Source organism: Rhodococcus sp. 11-3 (genome assembly GCF_023704055.1).
Lineage (GTDB): Bacteria > Actinomycetota > Actinomycetes > Mycobacteriales > Mycobacteriaceae > Rhodococcus > Rhodococcus aetherivorans.
On the sequence record NZ_CP080406.1, the window covers coordinates 4217256 to 4242614 of the forward strand.

At 72.1% G+C, this 25359-nt stretch carries 5 protein-coding genes; all 5 read right to left on the bottom strand.

The window, feature by feature from the left end; genetic code table 11:
- Positions 1-24: 24 nt before the first annotated feature.
- Positions 25-20814 carry a non-ribosomal peptide synthase/polyketide synthase gene (locus KZJ41_RS19520; protein ID WP_251549435.1) on the bottom strand — a complete coding sequence of 6930 codons (20790 nt, stop codon included), beginning with the start codon at positions 20812-20814 and terminating at the stop codon, positions 25-27.
- A 289-nt stretch (positions 20815-21103) separates the two neighbouring features.
- A complete protein-coding gene (locus KZJ41_RS19525; protein WP_006939718.1) occupies positions 21104-21451 on the bottom strand; it encodes a hypothetical protein in 348 nt (115 codons plus the stop codon).
- A gap of 77 nt (positions 21452-21528) precedes the next feature.
- On the bottom strand, positions 21529-23493 hold the full coding sequence (locus tag KZJ41_RS19530) for an acetoacetate--CoA ligase (protein ID WP_185712889.1): 1965 nt from the start codon (positions 23491-23493) through the stop codon (positions 21529-21531).
- Complete coding sequence (locus KZJ41_RS19535; RefSeq protein ID WP_185712890.1) at positions 23490-24332, bottom strand: CoA ester lyase; 843 nt, start codon at positions 24330-24332, stop codon at positions 23490-23492. The genes KZJ41_RS19530 and KZJ41_RS19535 overlap by 4 nt, the downstream gene beginning before the upstream one ends.
- A gap of 139 nt (positions 24333-24471) precedes the next feature.
- On the bottom strand, positions 24472-25350 hold the full coding sequence (locus tag KZJ41_RS19540; protein ID WP_050035546.1) for a CoA ester lyase: 879 nt from the start codon (positions 25348-25350) through the stop codon (positions 24472-24474).
- Positions 25351-25359: the final 9 nt, after the last annotated feature.

Here is a 25359-nt window from a genome sequence, read left to right on the forward strand (position 1 = left end):
CCGACAGCAAACGAAGCGCCCAGGTCAGAGCCCCCTACCGGTGATCTCGTCGGCCGCCGCGAGCACGGATCGGACCAGTTCGGCGAACCCGTCGGCGCCCAGCGCGGGCAGGACGCCGGGGATGAGGGTGTTCAACACCACGGGCACGAGCGCCTCCGCGGTGAGTGCCCCGCCCGTCGCGGTCGCCGTCGCGGCCAGTTTCTGCGCGAACTCCCCGAAGGTGACGTCCCGGCCGCCGTGGCTGAGCGCCACCGTGTCGGGGGCGGTCTCGGCGGCGGCGGCGACCAGGTCCGGCAGGTCCGCCACGGTCCGGGGCTTGCGCGGCGCGGCCACGCGGGCCCGTTCGGCCTCGGTGAGGATGTCGATCGCGCGCAGCCGCACCTGGGGGTCCGACGTCACCGCGTCCAGGACGCGGGTGAACCGCTCGGCGAACAGCTCGACCGTCTCCCGGTCGAACAGCGCGGTCGCGTAGGTGAAGATCACGTCGAGGCCGCCGAGGCCACCGCCGGGCGCGAACTGCTCGACGAAGGTGCACTGCAGGTCGAACTTCGCCTGATGGGCACCCGCCTCGAGCGGGGTGACCGCCAGTCCGGGCAGCTCCAGCGTTCCGGTCTCGATGTTCTGGAACGTGAGCATCACCTGGAACAGCGGCGTGTACGAGCTCGACCGCTTACGGCCGACGGCGTCGACGAGCCGCTCGAACGGCACGTCGGCGTTGCCGAACGCCGCCAGGTCCTTCTCCTTCGCCTGGGCGAGCAGGTCGGCGAACGTGTCCCCGCCGGCCACGCGGGTGCGCAGCACCAGCGTGTTGACGAACATGCCCACCAGGTCGTCGAGAGCTTCCTCGGCGCGGCCGGCGGTCGGGGTACCGACCGCGACGTCCTCGGCGGACGCGAGCCGCGACAGGAGCACCGCGAGGGCGGCGTGCACGACCATGAACACCGTCGCGTTGTGTTCGCGGGCGGTCTTCTCGATGCGCTGCGCGAGCGCCTCACCGATGGTGAACGCCACCGCGTCGCCCTGGGTCGACTGCCGCGCCGGCCGCGGCCGATCGGTCGGCAGCGCGAGCAGCTCGGGGCTGCCGGCCAGCTCGGCGGTCCAGTACCCGAGCTGGCGGGACAGCTCGCTGTCCGGGTCGTCCGGGTCGCCGAGCACCCGCTGCTGCCACAGCGTGTAGTCGGCGTACTGGACCGGCAGCTCCGCCCATCCGGGCACCTGGGCCTCGGCGCGGGCGGCGTACGCGACCATCACGTCGCGCACGAGCGGCCGCATCGAGTAGCCGTCGGCGCTGATGTGGTGGGCCACCAGGGCGAGCACGTGCTCGTCGTCGGCGACGCGGAACAATCGCGCCCGCACCGGCGGGGTCGGTGCCGTCACGTCGAAGCCGGCGCCGAGGACGCCGGTGAGCCGGTCGACGATCTCGCTCTCGGGCACGGGCACCGGGGACAGGTCCGGCAGCGCCTGCGCCGTCGGGAGCACCACCTGGACCGGGCCGTCCTCCGTGTCCGGGTACACCGTGCGCAGCACCTCGTGCCGGGCGATCACGTCGGCGACGGCGGCGCGCAACGCGTCGACGTCGAGGGAGCCGCTGAGCCGCACCGCGACGGGGATGTTGTAGGCCCCCGATCCCGGATCCACCTGGTTGAGGGTCCACATCCGCTGCTGCGCGAGCGAGAGCGGAACCCGGTCGGGCCGCGGCTCCGGCACCAGCGGCGGCCGGGCGCCGCGGCCGACGGACGGCTGGATCCGCCCCGCCAGCGCCGCGACGGTCGACGCCTCGAACACGGTCCGCACCGACACCCGGGTGTCGAGCGCGGCGCCGAGCCGGGAGGCCAGCTGCGTCGCGAGCAGGGAGTTGCCGCCGAGCTCGAAGAAGTCGTCGTCGAGGCCGGCGCGTTCGATGCCGAGAACCTCGGCGAGGATGCCGGCGACGATCTCCTCCACCGGGGTGGTGGGGGCACGGAACTGCCCGGCCTCGAACTCCGGTTCGGGCAGTGCCCTGCGGTCGAGCTTGCCGTTGGTGTTCAGCGGCAGTGCCTCGAGGACGACGAACACCGACGGCACCATGTACGACGGAAGCGCCTGCGCCAGCGCGGTCTTCGTCGCGGCGGCGTCGAGTTCGGCACCACCGGCCGGAACCACGTAGGCCACCAGCCGATCTCCGACGTGCGGGTCGTTGCGGACGAGGACGGCGACGTCCCGCACCTCGGCGCGGGCGCGCAGCACCGACTCGATCTCACCGAGTTCGATGCGGTAGCCGCGCACCTTGACCTGGAAGTCGGCGCGGTCGCGGTAGACCAGTTCGCCGCCGCGGTTCCAGTGCACGATGTCGCCCGTGCGGTACATCCGGCCCCCGCCGAACGGGTCGGCGACGAACCGGTCGGCGGTCAGGTCGGGACGGCCGTGGTAGCCGCGCGCCAGCTGGGCACCGGCCAGGTACAGCTCGCCGGCGACCCCGACCGGCACCGGACGCAGGCGCGCGTCGAGCACGTGGACCCGGGTGTTCCACTCGGGCACACCGATCGGCACGACCGTGGTGTCGGCGTCGTCGGTCTCGTGCACGGTGACGGACACGGCGGCCTCGGTCGGCCCGTACAGGTTGAACAGGACCGCCGCGTTGTCCGCGCGGAACTGCTGCGCGGTGGCCGCCGGCAGCGCCTCGCCGATGGCGAGCACGCGGCGCAGCGACGATGCGACCTCCCCGCCGGCGGCGGTCATGAGCATCGAGAGCATCGACGGCACCGAGTGCAGCGTGGTGACGCGCTCGTCGCGCAGCAGCCGCAGCAGGTAGTCGGGATCGCGGTGCCCGTCGGCGGTGGCGATCACCAGGCGCGCGCCGGAGGTGAGCGCCGACCAGAACTCCCACACCGACAGGTCGAACGTGGCGACGGTCTTGAGCAGCACCGCGTCGTCCGGTCCGAGGTCGAACGCGTCCCGCTTCCACAGCATCTGGTTGACGACGGCGGAGTGCGGAACCGCCACCCCCTTGGGCCGGCCCGTCGACCCGGACGTGAAGATCACGTACGCGGTGTTCGCGGCGCGCAGCGGCGCGCGGCGCTCCGCCGCCGTCACCGGCGCGTCCGGCAGCCCGGACAGGTCCACGCGGTCGAGTTCGACCACCGGCACGCCGGGCACGTCGAACCGGTCCGCCGCGACCGTGACCACACAGGTGGGGGCGGCGGTGTCGAGGATGTAGGCGTTGCGCTCGGCCGGCTGATCCGGATCGAGGGGCACATACGCGGCGCCGGCCGTGGCGATCGCGTACATGCCGACTACGAGTTCCGGCGAGCGTCGCGCGACGAGCGCCACCCGATCCTCCGGGCCCACGCCCAGGGCGATCAGGTGCCGGGCGAGGCGGTGGACTCGGGCGCCGAACTCGCCGTACGTGACGGCAACGCCCTCGTACACCAGTGCGACCGCGCCGGGATCCCGGCGCACCTGCTCGTCGAACAGGTCGACGAGCGTTGCGGCCGTGCCGGTCTCGTGGACGGTGTCGTTCCACGCCGTCAGGACGTCGTGCTGTTCGCGCGCGAGCAGCAACGGGTGGTCACCCACCGGCACGTCCGGCGCCTGCACGAGCGCACGGAGCAACTGCTGGAAGCGCTCGGCCACGGCACGGGCGGTGGACTCGTCGAACAGGTCGGTGGCGAACGTCAGGATCGCGTCCATCCCCGACGGGGCGCCCTGCTCGTCGTACCGGTCGCTGACGATCAGGTGCAGGTCGAACTGCGACGTGCCGCCCTCGAGGTCGATCGGCGCGACGGTCAGGCCCGCCAGTTCCAGTGCGGTGCGCTGCTGGTTCTGGAACGAGAAGCCCACCTGGAACAGCGGGTGCCGCGCGGTCGAGCGAGCCGGGTTGAGCACCTCCACGAGCCGCTCGAACGGCACGTCCGCATGCGCGAACGCCTGCAGGTCGGTTTCGCGGGCCGCCGCGAGCAGTTCGTCGAACGAGCGGCCGCCGTCGACGGAGAGCCGGAAGACCAGCGTGTTGACGAACATGCCGATCAGGTTCTCGACGGCGGCCTCGCCGCGGCCGGCGATGGGCGTGCCCACCGCGATGTCGGCGGATCCGGACAGGCGGGCGAGCAGCGTGGCGAACGCGGCGTGCATCGCCATGAACACGGTCGCGTTGCGGGCGCGGGCGAGATCGCGCAACGCGGCGTGCACGTCCGCGTCCACGGTGAACTCGACCCGGTCGCCGCGGAACGACTGCTGCGCCGGACGCGGCCGGTCGGTGGGCAGGTCGAGCTGGTCCGGCAGGTCGGCGAGCGCGGTCCGCCAGTGGTCGAGCTGCCGGGCGGCGAGCGACTCGGGGTCGTCCTCGGAGCCGAGCAGTTCCCGCTGCCACAGCGCGTAGTCCGCGTACTGCAGCTCGAGCGGCGCCCACGCCGGTTCGGTGCCGGCGGCCCGGGCGGCGTACGCGGTCATCACGTCGCGGACCATCGGGACCATCGACGAGCCGTCGGCGGCGATGTGGTGCACCACGGTGACCAGGACGTATTCGGCGGGCCCGAGGCGCAGCAGCGCGATCCGCAGCGGGATCTCGCGGGTGACGTCGAAGCCGGTCGACGCGAGTGCGCGCAGCCGCGACTCCAGCTCGGCCGCCGGGACGTCGACCGGCTCGAGACCGATCGGCACCGCGGTGGCGGGCCGGATCTCCTGCACCGGACCGGAGTTCGTCTCCGGGTACACGGTCCGCAGCGTCTCGTGGCGGGCCACCAGGTCGGCCACGGCGGCGCGCAGCGCGGCGACGTCGAGGTCACCGGTCAGCCGCAGGGCCATCGGGATGTTGTAGGCCGTCGACTCCGGGTCGAAGCGGTTGAGGAACCACATGCGCTGCTGCGCCGGCGAGAGCGGGATGCGTTCCGGACGCGTCCGCGCCGTCAGCGGCACCCGGCCGCCGCCGGTGGCGTCCTGCTCGACCCGCGCCGCGAGCGCGGCGACGGTCGACGCCTCGAACAGGGTCCGCACCGGAACCTGCGTGTCGAGCGCCGCCCCGAGCCGCGAGACGACCTGCGTGGCGATCAGCGAGTTGCCGCCGAGCTCGAAGAAGTCGTCGTCCGCACCCACCCGCTCGACGCCGAGCACCTCGGCGAACGTGCCGGCGACGATCTCCTCGACCGGGGTCGACGGCGCCCGGAAGACCCGGGTCTCGAACACCGGTTCCGGCAGCGCCCGGCGGTCGAGCTTGCCGTTGACCGTCAACGGAATCGCGTCGATCACCACGAACGCCGACGGCACCATGTACTCCGGCACCAGCGCGCCCACCCCGGCGCGCAGTTCCTCGACGTCGACGGTCGCGCCGTCCGCCGGCACCACGTACGCGACGATCCGCGCCGCCCCGGGGGCGTCCTCGCGCACGATCACCGCGGCCTGCCCGACCGGCTGCTGGGCCAGCACGGCCGACTCGACCTCGCCGAGCTCGATCCGGAAGCCACGGATCTTGACCTGGTCGTCCGCGCGGCCGAGGTACTCGAGGTCACCCGAGACCGCCCAGCGCGCCACATCGCCGGTGCGATAGAGCAATCCGCCGTCGGCGGAGAACGGATCGGCCACGAACCGGGCCGCGGACAGGTCCGGACGGCCCAGGTATCCGCGGGCCAGCTGCCCGCCGCCGACGTACATCTCACCGGCCACGCCCACCGGGACGGGGTTGAGACGGGTGTCGAGGACGTAGACCCGCAGGCCCGCGATCGGCACGCCCACGATGCTCGCCGAACCGGCCTCGGCCAGGTCCGCACCGATCTCCCGGTACGACACGTGCACCGTGGTCTCGGTGATGCCGTACATGTTCACCAGCCGCGGCGAGGTGTCCCCGTGCCGGGCGAACCAGCCCTCCAGGCGGCGCGGCTCGAGCGCCTCACCACCGAAGATCACGTACCGCAGGGCCAGCTCGCCACCGGTCCCGCCGGCCGTGCGGTCCGCCTCGGCGAGCTGGTAGAACGCCGACGGCGTCTGATTCAGCACCGTCACACCCTCGCGAACGAGCAACTCGCGGAACGCCTCCGGCGAGCGCGAGGTGAACCAGTCCACGACGACGAGGGTGCCGCCGTACAGCAGCGGACCCCACAGCTCCCACACCGAGAAGTCGAACGCGTACGAGTGGAACATCGTCCACACGTCCGACGGGCCGAAACCGTAGACCGACTCGGTGTTGACCATCAGCCGCACCACGTTCCGGTGCGGGATCAGCACGCCCTTCGGCCGGCCCGTGGACCCGGAGGTGTAGATGACGTACGCGAGGTTCGTGGCGCCCAGCGGCGCGGTGCGCTCCTCGTCGCGGATCGGCGCGTCGTCCACCCCCGACAGGTCGACGGTGTCGAGCTCGACCACCGGCACCGCGGTGGGCACGTCGACCCCCGTGCCGGAGAGGGTGAGCACCGCGGCCGGCGCGGCGTCGGTGAGCATGAACTCGATCCGGTCGGCCGGGTAGTTCGGGTCCACCGGCAGATACCCGCCGCCGGCCTCGAGCACCGCGACGAGCGCGACCACCAGATCCAGCGACCGCGGCAGCGCGACCGCCACGAGCGACTCCGGACCCACACCCACGGAGATCAGGTGCCGGGCCAGTCGCCGCGCCCGGGAGGCGAACTCGGCGTAGGTGAGCGCCTCGTCGCCGAACCGCACCGCGATGTCGCCGGGTGCGGCGGCGACGCGCGCCTCGAACATGTCCACCAGCGTCACGTCCGCCGGGGCGACGTCGTCGCCCAGCGAGTTCCACCGGGAGACCACGAGCTCGCGCTCGAACTCGTCGACGATCTCGATGTCACCGACCGCGACCGACGCGTCGGCCGCCACGGCCCGCAGGATCCGCAGCAGCTGCTCGGCGAACGCGGCGACCCGCAGCTCGTCGAACAGGTCGGTGGCGTAGGTCACGGCGGCATCGATGCCGGCGGCCGAGCCGTCCGGGGCCACCTGCTCCGAGAAGGTGAACTGCAGATCGAACTTCGCCGTGGGCGGGTCGTAGTCGAGCGCCTCCAGAGCGAGGCCGTCGAGTTCGAACTCGGCCTGTCCGATGTTCTGGAAGGTCAGCGCCACCTGGAACAGCGGGTGCCGGGCCTGGGAGCGTTCCGGATCGAGGATCTCCACCAGCCGTTCGAACGGCACGTCCGCGTGCGCGAAGGCATCGAGGTCGTTCTCGCGCACCGCGCTCAGCAGGTCCGCGAAGGACTGCCCGCCCCGCACGTCGGTGCGCAGGACGAGGGTGTTGACGAACATGCCGACGAGGTCGTCGAGGGCGGCCTCGCCGCGACCGGCGACCGGCGTGCCGATCGCGATGTCCTCGGTCGCGGACAACCGGGCCAGCAGCACCGCGAGCGCCGCGTGCACGACCATGAACAGCGACGTGTTCTTCTCGTGCGCGAGGTTCTGCAGGCGGTCGTGGAGCGCCTCCTCGACGCGGAAGCGGCTGGTGCGGCCGTGCCCGGAGGCCCGCTCGGGACGGACACGATCGGAGGGCAGGTCGAGCTGGTCGGGCAGGGCGGCGAGGGTGCGCTTCCAGAACTCCACCTGCTCGGCGGCCACGGATCCCGGTTCGTCCTCGGAGCCGAGCACGTCGCGCTGCCACAGGGCGTAGTCCGCGTACTGGATCTCGAGCGGTGCCCAGCCGGGCAGCTCACCGCGGGTGCGGGCCGCGTAGGCGACCATCACGTCGCGGGCGAGCGGACGCACCGAGAACCCGTCCGTGGCGATGTGATGGGCGACGAACAGCAGCACATGCTCGGTCCGGCTCAGCTCGAAGACCACCGCGCGGAAGGGCACCTCGGTGGTGACGTCGAATCCGCGCGTCACCAGTTCGCGGGCGCGGTCCGGCAGGGCCTGCGCGTCGATGCGTTCGATCACGAGCCGCACCGGGGACTCCGGCAGGATCTGCTGGTAGCCGGTGCCGTCCACGTCGGGGTAGACGGTGCGCAGCACCTCGTGGCGCTCGGTCAGGTCCCGTATCGCCCCGCGCAGCGCGGGCACGTCGAGGGCGCCGGTGAAGCGCACGCCGATCGGCACGTTGTTCACCGCCGACTCGGGGTCGAAGCGGTTGAGGAACCACATGCGCTGCTGCGCCGGCGAGAGCGGGATGCGCTCGGGCCGCTCGTACGGGACCAGCGGCGTGCGGCGGCCGGCGCCGGCCTCCTGCTCGGCCCGCACCGCGAGGGCCTCGACGGTCGGGGCATCGAACAGGGCCCGCACCGGGATCGACGCGTCGAGCGCCTCGCTGAGGCGGGCCGCGACCTGCGTCGCGACGAGCGAGTTGCCGCCGAGGTCGAAGAAGTCGTCGTCGCGGCCGACCCGCGGCACGCCCAGTACCTGGGCGAACACGCCCGCGACGATCTCCTCGACCGGGGTCCGCGGCGGGGTGAAGGTGCGCACCTCGAAGGTGGGGGCCGGCAGCGCGCGCCGGTCGATCTTGCCGCTGGCGTTCAGCGGGAAAGCGTCCAGTGCGACGAACGCGGAGGGCACCATGTACGACGGCAGCGTGGCCGCGAGCGCGTCCTTCGCCTTCGCGGGATCGAACTCCGCACCCGGCTCGGGGACGACGTAGCCGACCAGCTGCGGCCCGAAGCGCGGGTCCTCGCGCACCACGGCGACGGCCTGGCGCACCTCGTCGAGGGCGGCGAGCTGCGACTCGACCTCCCCGAGTTCGATGCGCAGCCCGCGTAGCTTGACCTGCAGGTCCGTGCGGCCCAGGTAGTCGAGCTCGCCCGCGGCGGTCCACCGCGCGAGGTCGCCGGTGCGGTACATCCGCTCGCCGGCGGCCCAGGGGTTCGCGACGAACCGCTCGGCCGTCAGATCCGCGCGGCCGTGATAGCCGCGGGCCAGCTGGACACCGGTGAGATAGAGCTCGCCGGCGACGCCGACGGGCACGGGGTGCAACCGTTCGTCGAGCACGAGCGCGTCGGTGTTCCACACCGGCGTACCGATCGGCACCGCCCCGGCGTCGTCGGCACCCGCCGTGCGGTGGACGGTCTGGATCGTCGTCTCGGTGGGTCCGTACAGGTTGTGGACGGGCGCGTCGTTCAGTGCGCGGAACCGTGCGACGGTTTCGGCCGGAAGGCTCTCGCCGCCGCAGAAGACCTGGGTCAGGGACGCGGCGGTCGTCCGGTCGAGGTGTTCGAGGACCGCGTCGAAGACGGCGGGCACGAACTGGGCCACCGTGACGGCGTGACGCGCGATCGCCGCCGCCATTCCGGCGGGGTCGCGGTGCAGGTCGGGCGCACCCACCACGATCCGCGCCCCCACCAGCGGGGGCAGGAAGATCTCCCACACCGAGGCGTCGAAGGTGGCGGGGGTCTTGAGCAGCAGGACGTCGCCGGCCGTCGGGCCGAACCGGTCCCGCATCCACAGCAACTGGTTGACCACGGCGGCGTGCGGCACGGCCACGCCCTTCGGCCGACCGGTGGAGCCGGACGTGTAGAGCACGTACGCGAGATGCTGCGGCCGCAGCGGCGCGAGCCGGTCGGCGTCGGTCAGCGGCGCGTCGCCGTACGGTGCGGTGTCGGCCTCGTCGAGCGCCACGACCGGCACCGCGTCGGCACCGGGCAGGCGGTCCCGCCCGGACCGGGTGAGAACCAGGACGGGCGAGGCGGATTCGAGGACGTACGCGATCCGGTCCGCCGGCTGGTCCGGGTCGAGCGGGACGTAAGCGGCCCCTGCGGCGAGGACCGCGTGGATCGCCACGAGCGTCTCCGTGGAGCGGCCGGCGGCCACCGCGACCACCGTGTCCGGTCCCGCGCCGCGCGCGACGAGATACCGCGCCAGCGCGTTGACCCGGGAGCCGAACTCGCGGTAGGTCAGCGCCGACTCACCCGACTCGATCGCCACGGCGTCGGGGGTGCGGGCCGCCTGCTGGGCGAGGAGATCGACCAGCGTGGCCCCGCAGTCGAGCGTGCGGCGGGGCCCCCGCGCGAGCTGCTCGACCGCGTCGAGTTCCGCGCCCGGCAGCATCGGCAGGTCGCCGACCGGCACGTCGGGCTGCTCGGTCACCAGCCGCAGCAGCCGGACGAACCGGTCGCCGACGGCGGCCACGGTCGGGGCGTCGAACAGGTCGGTGGCGTAGGAGATCTCGACGGCGAGGTCGCCCGCGTCGGTGCCGGCCGCCTGACCCTCGAGGATCGTGACCATGAGGTCGAACTTCGACACGCCCGCGTCGAGGGGCAGCTGCGCGACGGACAGCCCCGGCAGTTCCAGGGCCACGTCGCCGATGTTCTGGAACGCCAGCATGACCTGGAACAGCGGAGTCCGGGCCTGGGTGCGTTCCGGCGCGAGCACGTCCACGAGACGCTCGAACGGCACCTCGGCGTGCGCGAAGGCCCCGAGGTCGACCTCGCGCACCCGGGCGAGCAGTTCGGCGAAGGTGTCGGCCGTGTCCACCTCGGTGCGCAGCACCAGGGTGTTGACGAACATGCCGATCAGATTGTCGAGCGAGCGTTCCCCGCGGCCGGCCACCGGGGTGCCGACGGCGATGTCCCGGGACGTGCCGAGGCGGGCCAGCAGCAGCGCCAGGGTCGCGTGGACCACCATGAACACCGTCGCGCGCTGTTCCCCGGCGAGCCGGCCGAGCGCGGCGTGCAGCGACTCGTCGATGGTGAGGCGATGTGTCGCACCACGATTCGTCGCGACCGCGGGCCGCGGCCGGTCGGTCGGCAGGTCGAGCCCGTCCGGCAATCCGTCGAGCGCCTGCTTCCAGTACTCGAGCTGACGGGTGACGACGGAGTCCGGGTCGCCCTCGGAGCCGAGCACGTCGCGCTGCCACAGGGTGTAGTCGGCGTACTGGATCTCCAGCGGCTCCCAGGCGGGCTCGTTGCCGAGCGACCGGGCCGCGTAGGCGACCATGATGTCGCGGGTGAGCGGCCCCATCGAGAAGCCGTCGCCGGCGATATGGTGCATGACCGCGACGAGCACGTGCTCCTCGGGACTCAGGCACAGCAGGCGCACGACGATCGGGACGTCGGTGGACACGTCGAAGTGGGTGGCCGCCAGCGCCCGCAGCTCGCCGGGGAGCTGCGCCGGCTCGATCCGCACGGGCTCGAGCGAGACGCGGACCTCGGACGGGGCGAGCACCTTCTGGTAGCCGTACCCGTCGAGGTCGGGGTAGACGGTGCGCAGCGACTCGTGGCGGGCGAGGACGTCGCACACCGCTTCCTCGAGCGCCGGGACTTCGAGCCGGCCGGACATGCGGACGGCGACGGGGATGTTGTTCGCCGTCGAGTCGGGATCGAACCGGTTGAGGAACCACATGCGCTGCTGGGCCAGCGACAGCGGCACCCGCTCGGGCCGGGGCTGCGGCACCAGCGGGGCCCGTCGCGCCGGGCCGTCGTGACCGTCGATCCGGGCGGCCAACGTCTCGACGGTCGAGTTCTCGAACAGCAGCCGCAGCGGCACCGACGCATCGAGCGCCGCACCGATCCGCGAGACCACCTGCGTGGCGATCAGCGAGTTGCCGCCGAGGGCGAAGAAGTCGTCGTCGAGGCCCACCCGGTCGAGACCGAGCACCTCGGCGAACACACCCGCCACGATCTCCTCCACCGGAGTCGTCGCGGCCCGGAACGCCTTGACCTCGAACACCGGCTCCGGCAACGCCTTACGGTCCAGCTTGCCCGACGCGTTCAGCGGCAGCGCGTCCAGTTCCACGAACGCCGACGGCACCATGTACGACGGGAGCATCTGCCCCACCGCCGACCGGGCCGCGCCCTCGTCGAACACGGCACCGGCGGCCGGCACGACGTACCCCACCAGCTGATCCGACCGGACCAGTACCACTGCCTGCTCCACCGCCGGCACGTGCAGCAGCGCCGCCTCGATCTCGCCCAGCTCGATGCGCAGGCCGCGCAGCTTGACCTGGAAGTCCGTGCGCCCGATGTACTCGAGTTCCCCGCCCTCGGTCCACGTCACCAGGTCGCCCGTGCGGTACAACCGCTCCCCGGGCGCGCCGAACGGCGACGCGACGAACCGGTCGGCCGTCAGGTCCGCCCGACGGACGTAGCCGCGGGCCAGCTGCACCCCGGCCAGGTACAGCTCCCCGGCCACCCCCACCGGGACCGGGCGCAGCCGGGCGTCGAGCACGTACACCCGCGTGTTCCACACCGGCGCACCGATCGGCACCGACACCACGTCCGCGTCGGTCACCTCGTGGAACGTCACGTCCACCGCGGCCTCGGTCGGCCCGTACAGGTTGTGCACGCTCACACCCGGGACCAGCGTCCGCATACGCGCCGCGACCGCGCCCGGCAACGCCTCACCCGATGCGAAGACGTAGCGGAGCGCGGAGAGGCCGGCCACGGCCGGTTCGGCGACGAACACCGCCAGCATCGACGGCACGAAGTGCGCGACCGTCACCGACCGTGCGCGCATGACCGCAGCGAGATACCCCGGGTCACGATGGCCGTCCGGCGCCGCCACCACCAGCCGCGCCCCGACCTGCAACGGCCAGAAGAACTCCCACACCGACACATCGAACGTGAACGGCGTCTTCTGCAACACCACATCCTCGGCGGTCAGCCCGTACCGCCCCTGCATCCACACCAGACGATTGACGATCGCCGCATGCGAGACGCCCACACCCTTCGGCCGGCCCGTCGACCCCGACGTGAAGATCACATACGCCGTGTTCGACGGCCGCAACGGCGCCGTCCGGTCCGCATCGGTCAACGGCGCATCCGACAGCGCCGCGACGTCCACCGCGTCGACCGCCAGCACACGCACCGCCGACTCCGCCGGCGCCTCGAACCCGTCCCGCGTCGTGGTCAGCACCACCACCGGTTCCGCCACCTCGAGGATGTAGCCGTTGCGCTCGGCCGGCTGATCCGGATCCACCGGCACATACCCGCCCCCGGCCTCCACGACCGCGTACATCCCCACCAGCAGATCCACCGACCGGCGCATCGCCAACCCCACCAGCGACTCCGGCCCCACCCCCACCGACACCAGATGCCGCGCCAACCGGCGCACCCGCCCGGCGAACTCGCCGTACGTCAACGACTCGTCCCCGAACACCACCGCCACCGCCTCCGGCGACCGGCGCACCCGCTCCTCGAACAACCCCACCAACGTCACCGACGGCACCGGATGTGCCGTGTCGTTCCACACCTCGAGCACCCGCGACCGCTCCACCGGCTCGAGGATCTCCAGGTCGCCCACCGCCACCGACGGATCCGCCACCACCTCCTCGAGCACCCGCACGAACCGCGCCGCGAACCCCGCCACCGTCGACGCATCGAACAAATCCGTCGCATAGGTGATCTCGGCGACGAGCCCGTCGGCGCGGCCGTCGTCCGAGGACTCGGACAGCGTCAGCTGCAGGTCGAACTTCGCCACCGAGGTATCGATGGCCTGCGTCTCCAGGACGAGACGGGGCAGCTCCACGTGGGTCGATCCGAGATTCTGGAAGGCCAGCATGACCTGGAACAGCGGATGCCGCGCCGTCGACCGGGCGGGATTGAGCACCTCCACCAGCCGCTCGAACGGCACGTCCGCGTGCGCGAACGCCCCGAGCGCCGCCTCGCGGGCCCGGGCGAGCTGCTCGGTGAACGGCCGGTTCGGGTCCACCTGGGTGCGCAGCACCAGGGTGTTGACGAACATGCCGACCACGTTGTCGAGTTCCTGCTCGCCGCGGCCGGCCACCGGGGTGCCGATGGCGATGTCGTCGGTGCCCGACAACCGCGCCAGCAGCACCGACAGCGCCGCGTGCACCACCATGAACAGGGTGGTGCCCTGCCGGCGCGCGACCTCGTCGAGCGCGGAGTGGATCTCGGAGGACACGACGAATCGTTCGGTCCCGCCGCGGAACGACTGCCGTGCCGGCCGGGGCCGGTCCGACGGCAGGTCGAGCTGGTCGGGCAGCCCGGCGAGGGTGTTGCGCCAGTACGCGAGCTGATCGGCGATCAGCGACTCCGGGTCGCCCTCGGAGCCGAGCAGTTCGTGCTGCCACAGCGTGTAGTCCGCGTACTGCACCGGCAGCGGCGGCCACGCGGGGCGCTCCCACTCGATGCGCGCGGCGTAGGCGGCCATGACGTCGCGCGCGACGGGTCCCATCGACCAGCCGTCGGCGGAGATGTGGTGCATGACGATCGCGAGCACGTGCTCGGTCGGGCCGATCTCGAACAGGTGGGCCCGGATGGGCACCTCGCGGGTCACGTCGAACCCGGTGGATGCCAGCGCCGAGATCTCCTGCTGCAGATCCTCTTCCGTGATCAACGTGGGCGTCAGGTTGGGCACCGCCGTGGCGGCGTCCGTGACGACCTGCATCGGCCCGTCCGGCCCTTCCGGGTAGACGGTGCGAAGCGACTCGTGCCGGTCGATGACGTCCATGATCGCGACCTGCAGCGCGGTGATGTCGAGCTCACCGGACAGCCGCAGGGCGAAGGGCAGGTTGTAGGTGGCCGACTCGGGCTCGAATCGGTTGAGGAACCACATGCGCTGCTGGGCCAGGGACAGCGGGATCCGGTCGGGGCGCGGCCGGGCCACGAGAGGGATGCGCCGACCGGCGCCGGCCCGGTGTTCGACCCGCGCGGCCAGCGCGACGACGGTCGACGCCTCGAACAGCAGGCGCACGGGCACCTGGGTGTCGAGGGCCGCGCCGAGCCGGGACACGAGTTGTGTCGCGACGAGCGAGTTGCCGCCGAGTTCGAAGAAGTCGTCGTCCAGTCCGACGCGGTCGATACCGAGGACGTCCTCGAACGTGCCCGCGACGATCTCCTCGATCGGCGTGGTGGGGGCGCGGAAGGTCCGCGCCTCGAACACCGGCTCGGGCAGTGCCTTGCGGTCCACCTTCCCGTTCGGGGTGAGGGGGACGATGTCGAGGACGACGCACACCGAGGGGACCATGTAGGACGGCAGGAATCCGGCGACGTACTCGGTGAGTTCGTCGCTGTCGAGGCCGGCCTCGCCGTGGACATAGGTGACGAGAGTGGTCTGGCCCGAGGGCGTCTCGTGCCCGATCGTGGTGGCGAAGTCGACGGCGGGGTGGGACAGGAAGGCGGCGTCGATCTCACCGAGCTCGATGCGGTAACCGCGGACCTTGACCTGGAAGTCGGTCCGTCCGGCGTACACCAGCCGGCCCTCGTCGTCCCACCGCACGACGTCCCCGGTGCGGTACATGCGCTCGCCCGGCGCGCCGAACGGGGAGGCGACGAAGCGGTCCGCCGTCAGCGCCGGTCGCCGGTGGTAGCCACGGGCGAGGGCGTCCCCGGTCAGGTACAGCTCGCCGGACACGCCGACCGGGACGGGGTGCAGACGCGGGTCGAGCACCAGGGCACCGACCCCGGCGACGGGCGTGCCGATGGTGATGGGCTCCCCGGGGCGCAGTTCGCCACGGGTGGTGACGATCGTGGTCTCGGTGGGGCCGTACGCATTGAAGTAGCGGCGGCCCGGAGACCAGCGGGCGACCAGGTCGCCGGTGGAGACGTCGCCGCCGACGTTGAGGACGCGCAACGTGTCGAGGTCGCGGGGGTCGACCGAACCGAGCACGGCGGGAGTGATGACGGCGTGGGTCACCCCGTGCGCCTTGATCAGGTCGTGCAGTTCGGTGCCGCCCAGCACGTTCGCGGGGGTCACCACGAGCTCGGCGCCGGAGGCGCCGGCCATCAGCCACTCGAGCACCGACGGGTCGAAGCTGGGCGCGCACACGTGCAGCACCCGGGACCGGTCGGTGACGCCGTAGAGTTCGACGCTCTCCTGGACCAGCGCGGCGAGCCCGTGGTGGGTCACGGCGACGCCCTTCGGCAGGCCCGTCGAGCCCGAGGTGTAGATCATGTACGCGACGTGGTCCAGGCGCAGCGAGGCGAGCCGGTCCGCGTCGCGGACGGGCGCGGCGGACGCCCGCGCGATCGCCGCGACGGTCTCGGCGTCGTCCAGGGCGTTCCAGTCGAAGTCCGCGGGCAGCCCCGGCCGGTGCCCGGCGGTGGTCAGGCCGAGCACGGCGCCGGAGTCCCCGACGATGTGCCGGATGCGCTCGATCGGGTGCGCGGGATCGATCGGCACGTACGCGGCGCCGGTCTTGGCTACGGCCCACACGCAGTGCACCATCTCCGCCGAACGCGGGAATGCCAGTGCCACAATTGTTTCGGGACCGACGCCACTGTCGATGAGGACCCGCGCGAGACGATTGGACCACTCGTCGAGCTCGCGGTAGGTGAGAGCGGAGTCGCCGCACCGGACGGCGACCGTGTCGGGAGCGAGATCCGCACCGGCCGTGAGCAACTCGACGAGCGGCCGCTCGCTGCGGTGGAGCCCGGGGCCACGGACCGAGGCGAGCCGCGCCGACTCCTCGGGCGCAAGGATGTCGATGTCACCGACGGGCGTGGCGGCGTCGGCGACGATCGCCTCGAGGATCCGCACGAAACGCTGCCCGAAGACGTCGACGGTGTCGGCGTCGAACAGGTCGGTCGCGTACTCGAACACGGCGTCGACACCGGCCGGGCGGCCCGCGTCGTCGGTGCGCTCGACGAGCCACAGCTGCAGGTCGAACTTCGCGATCGGTACGTCCAGCTCGGCCGCGGTGGCGCGCACGCCGGAGAACGAGATGTCGCGCGTGCCCGGAGATTCCACGGCGAGCGCGGCCTGGAACAGCGGGTGACGGGCCGTGGAACGGGGCGGCTTGAGGACCTCCACGAGCCGCTCGAACGGGACGTCCGCGTTGGAGAAGGCGCTCAGGTCGGAGTCGCGGACCCGGTCGAGGAGTTCCTCGAAGCGCGCCCCCGGATCGACCCGGGTGCGCAGCACCAGCGTGTTGACGAACATGCCGATCAGGTCGTCGAGGAGACGATCGCCGCGGCCGGCGACGACGCTGCCGACGGTGATGTCGTCGGATCCGCTCAGCCTCGACAGGAGCACGGCGTAGGCGGAGTGCATCACCATGAACAGCGACGCCTGATGCGAGCGGGCCACCTCGGCCAGCCCCCGGTGGGTCTCGGGCGAGATCCCGAAGCGGCGCTTGCCGCCCCGGTAGGAGGCGACCGCCGGGCGGGGCCGGTCCGCGGGCAGGTCGAGCTGATCCGGGATGCCCTCGAGTTCGCGGGTCCAGTAGGCGATCTGCTGCGCAGAGATCGAGTCCGGGTCGGATTCGAGACCGAGCACATCGCGCTGCCACAGCGCGTAGTCGGCGTACTGCACCGGCAGCGGGGACCAGGCCGGTTCGGAGCCGGCGGCCCGCGCCGCGTACGCGGCCACGATGTCGCGCACGAGCGGCTCGAAGGACGATCCGTCCGCGGCGATGTGGTGCAGCACCATCGCCAGGACGAACTCGTCGTCCGCCAGGCGATACAGCGCGATCCGGAACGGCAGGTCGACGGTGACGTCGAATCCGCGCTCGGCCAGCGCCACGACCCGGGCGAGCAGATCGGACGCGGCGACGTCGAGGACGGGCACACGGCTGTCGACGTGTTCGACCGGCAGGATCACCTGCTGCGGTTCGCCGTCGACCGCCGGGTAGACGGTGCGCAGCGTCTCGTGCCGGGCGACGACGTCGCCGAAGGCGGCGTCGAGGGCAGCGGGATCGAGCGGACCGGTCAGCCGCACCGTGAAGGGCAGGTTGTAGGCGGCGGTGCCGACGTCGAACCGGTTGAGGAACCAGATCCGCTGCTGCGCCGTCGAGAGCGGCAGCACGTCCGGCCGCGAGCCCGCCACGAGCGGCCGGCGGGCCCCGGACCCGGACTGGCGCGCCACCCGGGCGGCGAGACCCACGACGGTGGACGACTCGAACAGCACCCGCACCGGCACCTGGGTGTCGAGTGCGGAGCCGATCCGGGACACCAGCTGAGTGGCGACGAGCGAGTTGCCACCGAGTTCGAAGAAGTCGTCGTCGAGGCCCACCTCGGCGACCCCGAGGACCTCGGAGAACGTCTCGGCCACGATCCGTTCGGCGGCGGTGCGCGGCGCCCGGAACATGCGGGCGCTGTTGAACACCGGCTCGGGCAGGGCCTTGCGGTCGAGCTTGCCGCTGGTGTTGAGCGGGAACGCCTCGAGCACCATCAGCGAGGCCGGCACCATGTACGACGGGAGCGCCCGCCCGAGCGCCTCGGTCAGCGCCTCGGTGTCGATCGCGTGCCCGGGGGCGGCGACGAGGTAGCCGACGAGCTGGTCGCCCGTCGCCGTGGGCACCACGAGCACGACGGCCTGCGACACCTCCGGGGCGGCGAGCAGGACCGTCTCGATCTCGCCCAGCTCGATCCGCTGGCCGCGGAACTTGACCTGGAAGTCGGTGCGGCCGATGTAGTCGAGGTATCCGCCACCGTCCGCGCCGAGGCGCCACAGCACGAGGTCGCCGGTGCGGTACATCCGGTCGCCGGGCGCACCGAACGGATCGGCGAGGAACCGGTCGGCGGTGAGGTCGGGGCGGCTCAGGTAACCGCGCGCGAGCTGGACACCGGCGAGATACAGCTCGCCGGGCCGGCCGGGCGGCACAGGGCGCAGCCGGTGGTCGAGGACGTAGGCGCGGCTGTTCCACTGCGGCACGCCGATCGGGACGGTGGTCACGTCCTCGGGTCCGGCGCGGTGGTAGGTGATCGAGACCGCGGCCTCGGTGGGTCCGTAGAGGTTGTGCAGCTGCGCGTTGCACAACTGGGCGAACGCCGCGGCCGTCTCCGCCGGCAGGGCCTCGCCGATCACGAACACGTGCCGCAGCGTGTCGCACGAGCCGGGGCGGGCATTGGCGACGAACACGGTGAGCATCGACGGGACGAAGTCGGTGACGGTGACGCCGTGCGCGGCGATCTTGTCGGCCACGTACATCGGGTCGCGGTGGCCGTCCGGGGTGGCGACGACCAGGGTCGCACCGACGCGCAGCGGCATGAAGAAGCCCCACAGCGACACGTCGAACGTCGTCGCGGTCTTCTGCAGGTACACGTCGGACGCCGACAGCGCGTACTGGTCGTTCATCCACCGGATCTGATTGTCGATCGCCCGGTGGGTGACGGCGACGCCCTTGGGCCGCCCCGTGGAGCCGGAGGTGAAGATGACGTAGGCGGTGGTGTCGAGGCGCACCGGCGCGAGCCGGTCGGCGTCGGCGAGCGGGCGCGTGTCCAGGCCGGTGAGGTCGAGGCGGTCGATCTCGACCACGTCGAGGCCGGCAGGCAGGTCCACCTCGTCGCGCGCGGTCGTGACCACGCAGACGGGCCGGGCCGTCTCGAGGATGTAGGCGGTCCGGTCCGCGGGATGGTCCGGGTCGATCGGCACCCAGGCGCCGCCGGCCTTGACGATCGCGTACATGCCGACGAGCAGTTCCAGGGAGCGCCGCACCGACAGCCCGACCAGGGACTCGGGTCCCACGCCGCGGGCGACGAGCAGCCGCGCGAGCGCGTTCGCGCGGGCGTCGAACTCGGCGTACGTCAGGCTCTCGCCCTCGTACACGAGGGCCGGGGCGTCCGGTGTGCGCGCCACCTGCTCCTCGAACGCCTCCAGCAGCGTGCGGTGGTCGAGGGGGTGCTCGGTGCGGTTCCACTCGGTGAGCACCTGGGCGGTCTCGGTGCCCGTTCCGAGGGGCAGGTCCCAGACGCGCCGGTCGGGCTCGGAGGTGACGAACCGGTCGAAGAACTCCACGAACCGGGAGTGGTGCGCACGGGACTCCTGCGCGCCGTAGAGGTTGGGGTTGGACTCGAAGTCGATGTGGGTGTGCGTGCCGCCGCTCTTGTAGACGTTGACGCCGAGGTCCTCGATGAGACCGGTGGACAGGATGTTGATCCGTCCCACCATGTCGCCGAGGCGGACCTCGTTGTCGAACAGCATGATGTTGATCCACGGCCCGAAGAACGTCGAGCGGCCGCCGGCCGCGTTGCCGGCGTCGCGGACGATGTCCTCGTGGCGGTACCGCTGGTGCCGCAGCGCACCGGAGACCGCGGCGGTGGCCGCCTCCACGAGCTGCCGCACGGTGGTGCCGGAGTCCACGTCGAGCCGCAACGGCACCACGTTGGAGACCATGCTCCCGGACCGGCGCAGCACCGCGGTGGTCCGCGCGGCGACGGGCAGGCTGAGCACGACGTCGGTGCGGCCGGTCATCTGGGCCATGTAGGCGGCGAAGGCGGCGATGACCGCGGTCGCGAGACTGGTGTTCTCGCGTTCGGTGAAGCTGTCGACGAGCCGCTCGACGCGGTCGCCGAGGGCGGCGCTGTCGATCCGGCTGACGGGGGCCGGCGGGGCGGTGCGGCCGGCCAGGCTGGTGGGTTCCTCGATGCCCTCGATGACCGTCGACCAGTACTCGCGGTCGGTGTGGAACCGGGGTGAGTTCCGGTACGCGATCTCGGCCTCGTACACGGTGCGCACGTCCGAGGCCTTGTTGGGGCTGGGCTCGGCGCCTTCGACGGCGGCGGTGTAGAGCTCCGCGATGCGCGTCATGAAGGTGGCGGCACCGAAACCGTCCAGGGCGAGGTGGTGGACGCGGTTGTACCAGAAGTAGCGCCGCTCGCCGATCTGCAGGACGGTGGCCACGATGAGCCGGTCCTTGAGCACGTCGACCGGCGTGCTGCGGTCGGCGCGCATCCATTCGAGCGCGGCCTCGCGAGGGTTCTCCGCCGCCCGCAGGTCGACGAACCCGAGCGGCGCCTCGAGGCTGGGATCGACCAGCTGATAGGGCTGCGCGTCGACCTCGAGGAAGCGCAGGAAGCCGGACCCCATCTCGAGGGCGGCGCGGGCGCTGGACTCCCGGAGCAGGTCGACATCGAGGTCGCCGACGAGCTCGACGTACTGGGCGATGTTCGCGGGCACGGAAGGATCGACGTGTTGCGCGAACCACATCCCGAGCTGCGCCGGGGAGAGGGGGAAGGCGCCGTCCGGCACGTTCGCCGCGTTCGTGTTCGTCGCACCCGATCCGCCGACACCCAGCGAGTCCAAACCCCAACCTCTCTCTCACCGTCGGACGCAGGCCCGACCGTCGCGCCCGGTGGCCCGGGCGAGCACCGTGCTCAGGTATATCTGCAGTTCAGGGGAGGAGCGTTACACGGCGGACAACGGCGCGAACGCCGCGAGACCCGCCGGGACAACGATCCCCCCGCCTGTCGGCGCGGAGCTGCCCGAGCAGGTTACTCGCCGGTCGCCTTCCGGCCGCGTGACTTGCGCACCGGACCAATCTACAGGGTCGGTAAGGTCGGCTTCATCTTCGCCGCCGGGGGTGTCGGAGCCGTCACCACAGCACGGCGATGACGACGTTGAGGACACCGAGAGCACCGGCCGCGTGTGCGAGGGCGGCGGTCGAGCCCGGGTTCTGCCGTTCCTTCTTCATGCCGACGATCGCGAGGACGAGGATGACGACGGCGACGACGAGCTTGATACCGATCTTCATGTGGTTCAGGTCGGCGTCGTTCGCCTCGTTGAGCCCGACCAGTGCGAGACCGGTCACCACCTGCAGGATCGCGCCGTGCAGCATGCCGGCCACCACGCGCGGTTCCTTGATCACGGCGAGCCAGGAGCCGATGATCCCGGCGAGGCCGATGAAGTGCAGGATGAGGAAGATCTTGATCGCGACGTCCATGCGGCCATCGGATCACCCGAGCAGGACGGATGTCCAATCAGGCTCACCCCACCGGATGTGCCGTCCGGTGACGCGGGTCACCGCGGCTCCTTCCGCTGCCCCGCGTACCAGTCGAGCAGCTCCGGCGCGTCGACCGCGCTGCGATCCACCGTGCGTGCCGCGTCGGCGCCCTGGAAGAGCCGCTTGATCGGCACCTCGAGCTTCTTGCCGGTGCGGGTGTGCGGCACACCGGGGGCGGCGACGATGTCGTCGGGGACGTGCCGCGGCGAGGCCTGCTCCCGGATTGCCGCGCGGATCTTCTCCCGCAGCTCGTCGTCGAGCTCGACCCCGTCGGCGAGCACCACGAACAGCGGCATCCAGTAGCCGCCGTCCGGCTGCTCGGCGCCGATCATGAGCGCCTCGACGACCTCCGGGAGTTTCTCGACGGCCTGATAGATGTCGGCGCTGCCCATCCGGACGCCGTGCCGGTTGAGCGTCGAGTCGGAGCGCCCGTGCATCTCCACGGTCCCGCGCCCGGTGATCGTGATCCAGTCGCCGTGCCGCCACACCCCGGGATAGACGGAGAAGTACGCCTCGCGGTAGCGGTGCCCGTCCGGGTCGTTCCAGAAGCGGACCGGCATCGACGGCATGGGTGCGGTCACCACGAGCTCCCCGACGTCGTCGCGGACCGGGCGACCGTGTTCGTCGTACGCGTCGAGTGCGACGCCGAGGTACGGCACCGACAGCTCGCCCGGCCACACCGGGACAGTGCGTACCGCGCCGACGAAGGCCGACACCACGTCGGTGCCGCCGGTGATGGACATCACCGGGACGTGTTCGCCGACGTTCTCCGCCAGCCACCGCGACGAGGACGCGGGCAGCGTGGACCCGGTGACCCCGACGGCCCGCAACGCGGACAGGTCGTGGTCCCGCCGGGGTACGACGCCCGCCTTGATACAGGCGAGCACGTAGCCGGGACTCGTGCCGAGGACGGTGACCCGTTCCTCCGCGGCGATCCGCCACAGCCGGTCGACCCGCGGGTGTGACGGGCTGCCGTCGTAGCAGACGATCGTGGCCCCGACGAGCAGCCCGGCCGCCTGGAAGTTCCACATCATCCAGCTCGGGCTGGTGTACCAGAGGAAGGTGTCGTCGGGCCCGAGGTCGGTGTGCAGCGAGACCGCCTTGAGATGCTCGAGCACCACCCCGCCGTGCCCGTGCACGATGCCCTTCGGCAGGCCGGTGGTCCCGGAGGAGAACACGACCCACAGCGGATGGTCGAACGGCACCGGCTCGGGGTCGAGGGGATGGTCCCCGAGGGTCGCCGCCTCCCAGGTGAGCGCGCCTTCGAGGTCCTGCCGCGGACCACCGAGCCGGGGCACCACGACGGTCAGCGCCAGCGACGGCAACCCCTCCCGCAGCCGGGCGACCGCCTCGGCGCGGGGGTGGGTGCGGCCGGCGAACCGGTAGCCGTCGGCGGTGATGAGGGCAGCGGGGTCGAGTTGCCCGAGCCGGTCCAGGGCTGCGGGAGCCGAGTAGTCCTGGCCGCAGGCCGCCCACACGGCGCCGATGCTCGCGGTGGCGAGCAGCGCGACCACGGCCTCCGGGATGTTCGGCAGGTAGCCGACGACGCGGTCACCGACGCCGATGCCGTGCTCGCGCAGCGTGGCGGCCAGCGCGGCCGCCTGCCTGCGCAGTTCGGCCCAGCCCAGCTCGGTGCGTTCCCCGTCCTCGCCGACGTACACGATTGCCGGGCGGTCGTCGCGCGCGTGTCGCAGGGCCTGCTCCACGTAGTTCAGTCGCGCCCCGGGGAACCAGACCGCGCCGGGCATCGAGGCGTCGGCCAGCGCCGGTCCCGGATCGGTGCGCGACCGCACGTCGAACCAGTCCCACACGTCCTGCCAGAACCGCCCGAGATCGTGGACGGACCACCGCCACAGAGCGTAGTAGTCGGGAAGAGAGAGGCCGTGGCGCTGCTCGACCCACCGGGTGAAGGCGGTGATGCGGGCGTCGGCGACGTCCTGTTCGGTGGGGGTCCACTGCGGCGGCACCGGGGTGTCGGTCATGCCGTCGCACCCCCTCGGTGATCGCCCGAGCGGGCCTCGACGGAGCGGTGCAGGATCTGCTCCGCGTGTCGCAGCACCGGCGCGTCGACCATCCGGCCCTCGAACTGGAACACCCCCCGCTCCTCCGGCACCGCCGCCAGCACCCGCCGCGCCCACGCCACATCCTCCGCGCTCGGCGCGTATGCGGACCGGATCACCGCCACCTGACCGGGGTGGATCGCCACCTTCGCATCGAACCCGACCGCCACCGCGTCCAGCGCCTCCGCCCGCAACCCGTCGTGGTCCCTGATGTTCAGATACACCGAGTCCAGGGCGAACCGCCCGTACGCCTTCGCCGCCAGCAACGCCTGCGACCGCACGTGCCGCGCCACGTCCCGATACGTCCCGTCGCCCCGGCGGGACGACTGCCCACCCAGGCCGACCACGAGATCCTCCGCACCCCACATCAGACCGACCGTGCCCGCCGCCAGGGCGATCTCGTCGACCTTCAACGCCCCCAGCGGGGACTCGATCAGCGCGATCACCTCCCGCGGCGCCAGCGACGTCACCTGCTGCGCCGACTCGCACTTGGCCGGCATCACCCGCATGTAGTCGGTGGCCGCCAGCGCCTTCAGGTCCGCCTCGTGATCGTCGGTGCCGACGGGGTTGACCCGCACCACCGTCCGGGCCGGATCGAGCGGGGTGTCCTGCAGGCACCGGCGCGCGTAGTCCTTGTCCCCCGGCGCCACCCCGTCCTCGAGATCGAGGATCACCACATCCGCCGTCGCGGCCGCCTTACCGAACCGCTCCGGACGATCGGCCGGACAGAACAACCACGCCGGGCCGCCGACGCTGTACATAGAGACCTCCTCGATCGGGTGATCTCTTCGATGATGCGGCCCGGGCACCGCACTGTCAGCACAATCGTGACCCGAGCGCGGGACGGGTGGTCGTCCGCGCGGGAATTCCGCGCGGACGACCGGCAAGAGCGCGGATCCGTCAGGCGCCGGCCGCTGCCTCCGACTGCCCGGCCGCTGCCTCCGACTGCCCGGGCGCTGCCTCCGACTGCCCGGAGCGGTGCAGGATCTGCTCCGCGTGTCGCAGCACCGGCGCGTCGACCATCCGGCCCTCGAACTGGAACACCCCCCGCTCCTCCGGCACCGCCGCCAGCACCCGCCGCGCCCACGCCACATCCTCCGCGCTCGGCGCGTATGCGGACCGGATCACCGCCACCTGACCGGGGTGGATCGCCACCTTCGCATCGAACCCGACCGCCACCGCGTCCAGCGCCTCCGCCCGCAACCCGTCGTGGTCCCTGATGTTCAGATACACCGAGTCCAGGGCGAACCGCCCGTACGCCTTCGCCGCCAGCAACGCCTGCGACCGCACGTGCCGCGCCACGTCCCGATACGTCCCGTCGCCCCGGCGGGACGACTGCCCACCCAGGCCGACCACGAGATCCTCCGCACCCCACATCAGACCGACCGTGCCCGCCGCCAGGGCGATCTCGTCGACCTTCAACGCCCCCAGCGGGGACTCGATCAGCGCGATCACCTCCCGCGGCGCCAGCGACGTCACCTGCTGCGCCGACTCGCACTTGGCCAGCATCACGCGGGAATAGGGGGTCTTCGCGAGGGACTCGAGATCGGCGAGGTGGTCGGCCGTGCCGGCCGGGTTGAGCCGCACCACCGTCCGGGCCGGATCGAGCGGGGTGTCCTGCAGGCACCGGCGCGCGTAGTCCTTGTCCCCCGGCGCCACCCCGTCCTCGAGATCGAGGATCACCACATCCGCCGTCGCGGCCGCCTTACCGAACCGCTCCGGACGATCGGCCGGACAGAACAACCACGCCGGACCACCCACGGAGTCGACGGAACCCATGCTTGTCCC